Source organism: Anaeroplasma sp. (genome assembly GCF_034179385.1).
Classification (GTDB): Bacteria; Bacillota_I; Bacilli_A; order Acholeplasmatales; family Anaeroplasmataceae; genus Anaeroplasma.
Genome location: NZ_JAXFPY010000031.1, coordinates 1 through 6543, shown reverse-complemented (window position 1 = coordinate 6543; position 6543 = coordinate 1). Strand labels below are relative to the sequence as shown.

Sequence of the window (6543 nt, the reverse complement as noted above, 5' to 3'; positions counted from 1 at the left end):
TAAATTTGTAAATAAGTAGTAAATGTTATTTTAATAAGCAGTTAAGCCATTTTTGAGATTTTAATTTTAAAAATTATGGATACTTTATAAAATTTGTACTATTACCTTTGGTGCGTGAATTAAAAAATGGGGAAACACAAGGAATATAGAAGAAAAAAAGCCATGATTTCCATGGCATTTGTTTTATATTGGCAGCAGCTATAGGGTTCGAACCTATGAATGTTGGAGTCAGAGTCCAATGCCTTACCACTTGGCTCAGCTGCTATGGATAAAAAGGTCCAATATTTCGGACAGTATATATTATATAACAAATATTTTCGTTGTAAAGCCCCTGTTTTACTTTTTTTGTTTCATACTTTATTTATTATATAAATAAAAACTGAAGAGATGCCAAAGCACCTCTTCATTTCATTTTTATTTATTACTTAATGCAGTAAATAGACTTCTTACCTGCGAATACAGATACACCAGGGAACTGTCCACGACCATTTAGATCATCTTCAATTCTCATTAACTGGTTATACTTAGCGATACGGTCTGTACGAGATGCAGAACCAGTCTTGATCTGACCTGCGTTAGTACCAACAACGATATCAGCAATTGTAGTATCCTCAGTTTCACCAGAACGGTGAGAAACGATTGCAGTATAACCTGCTCTCTTAGCTGTTTCGATAGCTTCGAAAGTTTCAGTTAATGTACCAATCTGGTTAACCTTGATTAAGATTGCATTAGCAACGCCAAGCTCGATACCCTTTACTAATCTCTTAGTATTTGTAACGAATAGGTCATCACCAACTAACTGAACCTTGTCACCAAGCTTATCCGTTAAATACTTCCAACCTTCCCAGTCATCCTCAGCAAGACCATCCTCGATAGTAACGATAGGGAACTTCTCAACTAGGTTCGTATAGTAAATATCAACCATTTCCTTAGAAGTGAATTCACCCTTATCAGCCTTTAATACATACTTCTTAGTTTCTTCATTGTAGAATTCAGATGCAGCAACATCGATACCTAAGCAAATATCCTTACCTGGCTCATAACCTGCAGCCTTGATAGCCTCAACTACACGCTCGAAAGCCTCTGTGTTAGAAGTTAACTTAGGTGCATAACCACCCTCATCACCAACAGATGTAACATATCCGTTAGCCTTTAAAATCTTCTTTAATGCATGGAATACTTCAGCACCCCAACGAACAGCTTCCTTAATAGAAGGTGCACCAACAGGAAGAATCATGATTTCCTGGAAATCAATACAGAAATCTGCATGAGCACCACCGTTTAAGATGTTCATCATTGGTAAAGGTAACTGCTTTGCATTGAAACCACCAAAATAGTTATATAGAGGAATTCCATAATAGTTTGCAGCTGCACGAGCACAAGCCATAGAAACACCTAATGTAGCATTTGCACCAAGATTTGTCTTGTTTTCAGTACCATCTAACTGAATCATTAAATGGTCGATAGCAACCTGCTGTGTAACATCCATACCTAAAAGCTTAGGTGCGATAACGTCATTAACGTTCTTAACAGCCTTTGTTGTATCCTTTCCTAAGTAACGGCTCTTATCACCGTCTCTTAATTCAAGTGCTTCATGAACGCCTGTAGAAGCTTCAGATGGAACTAATGCACGTCCGAAAGCACCAGATTCAGTTGTAACTTCAACTTCAACAGTTGGGTTACCACGAGAGTCTAAAACTTCTCTTGCATAAACGCTTGTAATAAATGGCATATTTTTTTATCTCCTTAAATAATTATAGTTTTTTAACCATCATCTATTATACAATAGTTTTCAAAATAAAAAAATCCCCCTCTTTTACTTTTTAGAGGGGAAAACACTTTCATTTAATTTCACTTCTTTAATTATATTAATTAAAACTAATTTTTGCCCTTGACTATACGGTATACAAACCAAAATGCCCAAATATAAAATATGAAATCTATAACACCATAAATAATATATACAACATCTAAATTATTTATACCAAATAATAAGGCTGAGGCAGGAGATGTAATAAAGGAAATCCAAAAGCTTGGATAAGTAAATATTAAATATATCCTATATTCTCCTATAACCATATGGGATATTGCATAAAAGCTATATATGCAAAAGAAAATAGAAAGGATCAAAAATAGGATTGCAAGCACAGGATATAAAATATGATAGCTATAATATCCCCTTCTGGTTCTATAACCTATAAATAGAACCATGATTATCAAAGAAAAGGAAATAGGGAATTTTAGAACTACATTAAATAAATAATCTAATGCACCACCAAGTATTCCACCTAGTATAGCTGCAATTAATCCGTTAAGGATAACATGCTTTACATCCTCTTTATATATAGGCTCATGCCAATTGTTTTTATTAAACATAAATATCACCAAAGAAACAATTGTCTAAAAATTCTTCTTTATAATCCTCTATATTTTTTATTCTACCTTTTTTGGCCTTTTTATCATCTTCTTTAATGTAAAAAAGGATATGACAATACCAAGAACAATAAATACTAGGTTCAATACCAAATCTAAAAGGAAGGAACGTTTAAATTCCTCTGAATTTGCCATTGCAAATTTAAATGCATCCATTCCTCTATAAGCTAAATCTGCCTCTATCATTAGATTATTTGCTAGGATGATATATATAACAAACACTGCAAGTAAAATGGAAATTGTTGTAATAACAAAGCTCATCAAAATCATCATTTTGTTTTGCTTGCCACCAAATTTTGAATATAGGAATGTACCAAGAATAATAGATATAAAGGATGCAAATGCGGTTATATATCCTAAAAGACCTAAGCCTATAGTTAATAACACTCCAACAAGTGCACCAATGAAGAGGCCACCCATCCCTTTTAAATAGTTATTTGGTGCTTCTTCGTATTCATCATTTATCTTTTCAATCTGGTTGTTTACATTTGCAATCGCATCATTTGTAAGTCGAACCTTAATGGATAATTCAGGAATTGGTGCTAATTTTGAATTAAGATCATCCATTTCAATACCACTTAAAGGGCAAACATCTTTTTTAGGAGCCTCAAACTCATGAAGTAAATTCAATATTACAGGTAATACTTCCTTAAATTTCTTTTCTATTCCTCCTGAGGTCATTACTCCAATGGTAACAACTACACCAAATTCTAATGCAGAAGCTGAAACCATAGAAAAATTGTGAGCTTTTATTCTACTTATAAATGCATTTTTCTTTTCTAAAGGCATATATGTTGAAAAAACTAATACAGGTCCAATGTCTAATGGACGCGCTAAAACATTAACCTCATATCCATCGATTTGTCCATAAGCGGTATATTTTTCATATGTAAATTCATAAGAAGATAATGCGTTTATTACATGCTTATTCATATTTTAAATCCTCCTTTACTCAATTATATTATAAAACCGCAAAAAGAAAAAGAGCATAATTGCTCTTAATCATTAGAAATAGATTCTAAAGCTACACTTTCTTCTACAATATCTTCTTCTTTATTCTCTTTAATAAAATCGCCTGTAAAATGCAAGATAAAGGAACTAATCTAGTCATTACTATCATGAAAAATCGCTTTAGGCTCTTCATTTAACCACTTAGGCTCACTAGGAGTTTCATTAATTTCTTTTTTGGTAAAGCAAGAAATTATTATCAAAATAAGTGTTAATATTGCCATAATATCAGACATCAAAAAAACTACACCTGGCCAAAAACTTTGAAATCCCTCCATAACATTAAATGCTAACAAAACTGGAAAACTTAGACTAGCGACGATGGATGAAATTATTGCATATTTCTTTTGTTTCTTCACCAAGAATATGATATATAAAGGAATTGTAATAAATAACTCAATCCAAAATGGTTGCCTAAAATCATAAAATAATGTCAATGAGAGCAAAATAGTAATCCCCATAATTACACATATTATAATAAACCATATAAGATCGCTTTTTCTTTTTAATTGTCCCATAAAATTGTTACTCTCCTTTAACATCCAGGTTTACGTATAAATCCACACTTAAGACACCATAAAGCCCATTCTTTTGCTTATTCTTTTTTATAATATGATTAATTATTTAATACTTCTTCTTCATTTTCAATAGAATTTGTCTCTTTATTCTCTTTAATAAAATCACCTGTAAAATGCTCAATCAGCATAGATAATCTCTTATATAGAAGAATTGTGATTGCAAATACTAATACATAGCGGAATAGATTAAATGGTAATACACCTGCAAATAAATAATATGCCATAAAATTAGATTCTACGACAACCCCATTACCACCGGATATAATTCCATCCATAGTTTTTACTAAAGCTACCATTGGGAAATGCGCTAAATTGATATATGCAGGAATTAGAATTAACCAGTTTGCAACTACACTTGCAAATGTACCAGATGTCATACCTATACCAATAGATATAAATGCACCCTTTAGTGTTCTATGCTTCTTATAGAATAATCCTGTAGGAATCACCATCGCAAGACCAATAAGTAAATCGGCAAGCTCACCAACACCTACAGTCACTGTACCAGGTAATTTACAGAAAAACCTGACAAAGATGGTAATTACACCACTAAGTGGTCCATACATAAAGGAAACTAAAATGGCAGGGACATCCGAAAACTGTACATCTAGCCAGCTTGGGAAGAATGGTAAATTAAATTTACCAAAATAATATAAGATAACGGATAATGCTGCAAATACAGCAATCACTCCCATTTGCTTAACATTCATTTTCTTGAAATGGAATCTATAGGACATGTAATAATGCAAATTACCAAAGGATGCTAAAAAGAATAAAGCACCACCGATTTCAAGCAAATAAATGAACCATGCTGGAGAATATTTTTCTCCTGCATCTGTTGCAATTGTCTTTAGATGATTATTTAATACAACACCTATAACAATCATAGAAATGCCTAGTAATAATAATACTAAGCCAACAATTAAAGCCTTTAACGTCTTCCTAGACTTCTCCATATTCATGATATCCTCCTTGAAAGAACAAAAGGGTAAATAAATTTCCCCTTAAGGAGCTTAGGCTCCTTTTTTAAGTGCTTCAAAGAACTTGAAGTCGCTTTGGTGTGTTCACACCTCTACGTAATAGATATTCTATAGTATGAATATCACACACGCTACTTTTTCTATATATATTTAATGCTCCATTTATATCCGCATGAATGCATTTTCCTTCTTTTGTTTTATACAATCCTCTTTTTATTCTTTCTCCACTAAAAGTATATTCTTTATTTTTCCCTTTAGAATATATTGGTAAAGGATCTAAATCAAAGAATGATGATGCTGATGTATAGGATTCTTCTTGAATTATACATTCTATTCCATTTTTAGAACATAAATATTTTATTCTATTTATTAGTTTTCCAAATGGAATCATCAAGAATTTTTGATTATTTTTCTTTATCTTTTCTTTTTCTATATGTTTAGAATAATTATCTTTGGCATAATATTCCTTACTTATGACAAATCCTTTATTTTGGAAATCTTTCGAATTTCCAATAATGATTCTATTTATATTATTTAGAAGACAATAATTAATAATCATTTTAGAACTCTTATAGATATAATATTTTATCTTATTATCTCTTTTTTCCATTAAATGAATCATTCTTTTCGTCATTATATTTTTATAGGATTCATCTATAGATAAATTCGTTCTTAAATCCTTTAGATAAATTCGTTCTTGGGTTAATGGATTTATATTTTTCCTTAATACATATTGATTTTCGCTTTTCAATTTAGCCATTTTCTTATTATAATACTGGTTCATAGACTTTAGTCTTTTTCCATCTATAATAAAGGAATTGCCCTTTGTTGTTACACATGTAGCTAAATTATTTACTCCTAAATCAATAGCTAAAGTAGTATCACCTTTGGATTCTTTTCTTTCTTCTTCATCTAAATATGTATATGCTATTTCAAATTTCTTACCATTAAATAAAGGAATAATAGATACTTCTTTAATCTTTTTATTGGTTAGATATCTTGGAATACTAAGACGAATAAAATATTCATCAGGTAATTCAAGCATGCTTGGATTTATGTATTTCTTTAAAATTTTTATATCCGGAGCTATTTCTCTTAAGAATTGTTTAAATGGTACTGAAAGCGGAATATTAAATATTCTTTTACCCTTCTCCATTTTCTTACCCAAGTATGAAAATGTAATGGGATAATACCCTTTAATATATTCTGGTTCTTTAGCTGTAATTTCTAAATTATTATCTTTTTGATATTTTAACAAATTAAAATAGGATTCATAAGCTTCATTAGCTGAAAAGATTGTTTTTTGGAATACTTCTGAATTCAACCATAAAGACACTTCATGATTTTTAATCATTTCATAATTATCATATTTATCAACATATGTCTTGTCAATCTCATAATTCTTTTTAATATTAGCTAAAGCTACATTATATGCTTTCTTACACATTCTTGAAAGAAATCTATAGATAAAAAATTCACCTCTAGTAGATTTTAGTTTTTGTTTTAAAACTTTATATCTTTTCACATCAATTCACCTCCTCTCT

The 6543-nt window shown here is 30.8% G+C and carries 6 protein-coding genes and 1 tRNA gene; all 7 read right to left on the bottom strand.

The features are described from left to right. Positions 1–189: 189 nt before the first annotated feature. Positions 190–264: transfer RNA gene (locus SPJ17_RS02205), tRNA-Gln, on the bottom strand. A 157-nt stretch (positions 265–421) separates the two neighbouring features. Continuing rightward, positions 422–1732, bottom strand: a complete 1311-nt coding sequence (gene eno, locus SPJ17_RS02200) for a phosphopyruvate hydratase (RefSeq protein ID WP_321092310.1) — start codon at positions 1730–1732, stop codon at positions 422–424. A 146-nt stretch (positions 1733–1878) separates the two neighbouring features. Beyond that, positions 1879–2376 carry a hypothetical protein gene (locus SPJ17_RS02195; protein ID WP_321092308.1) on the bottom strand — a complete coding sequence of 166 codons (498 nt, stop codon included), beginning with the start codon at positions 2374–2376 and terminating at the stop codon, positions 1879–1881. Between the two features lie 57 nt (positions 2377–2433). Then, the gene (locus SPJ17_RS02190; RefSeq protein ID WP_321092306.1) at positions 2434–3366 is read right to left on the bottom strand and encodes a hypothetical protein; all 933 of its coding nucleotides are present in this window, start codon (positions 3364–3366) and stop codon (positions 2434–2436) included. 170 nt (positions 3367–3536) lie between these two features. Beyond that, positions 3537–3959: a hypothetical protein gene (locus SPJ17_RS02185; RefSeq protein ID WP_321092304.1), complete on the bottom strand. Its 423-nt coding sequence runs from the start codon at positions 3957–3959 to the stop codon at positions 3537–3539. Between the two features lie 98 nt (positions 3960–4057). Continuing rightward, positions 4058–4981, bottom strand: coding sequence for an ECF transporter S component (locus SPJ17_RS02180; RefSeq protein ID WP_321092301.1), 924 nt, complete (start codon positions 4979–4981; stop codon positions 4058–4060). Between the two features lie 73 nt (positions 4982–5054). Further along, positions 5055–6524, bottom strand: a complete 1470-nt coding sequence (locus SPJ17_RS02175) for a transposase (RefSeq protein ID WP_321092298.1) — start codon at positions 6522–6524, stop codon at positions 5055–5057. Positions 6525–6543 lie beyond the last annotated feature (19 nt).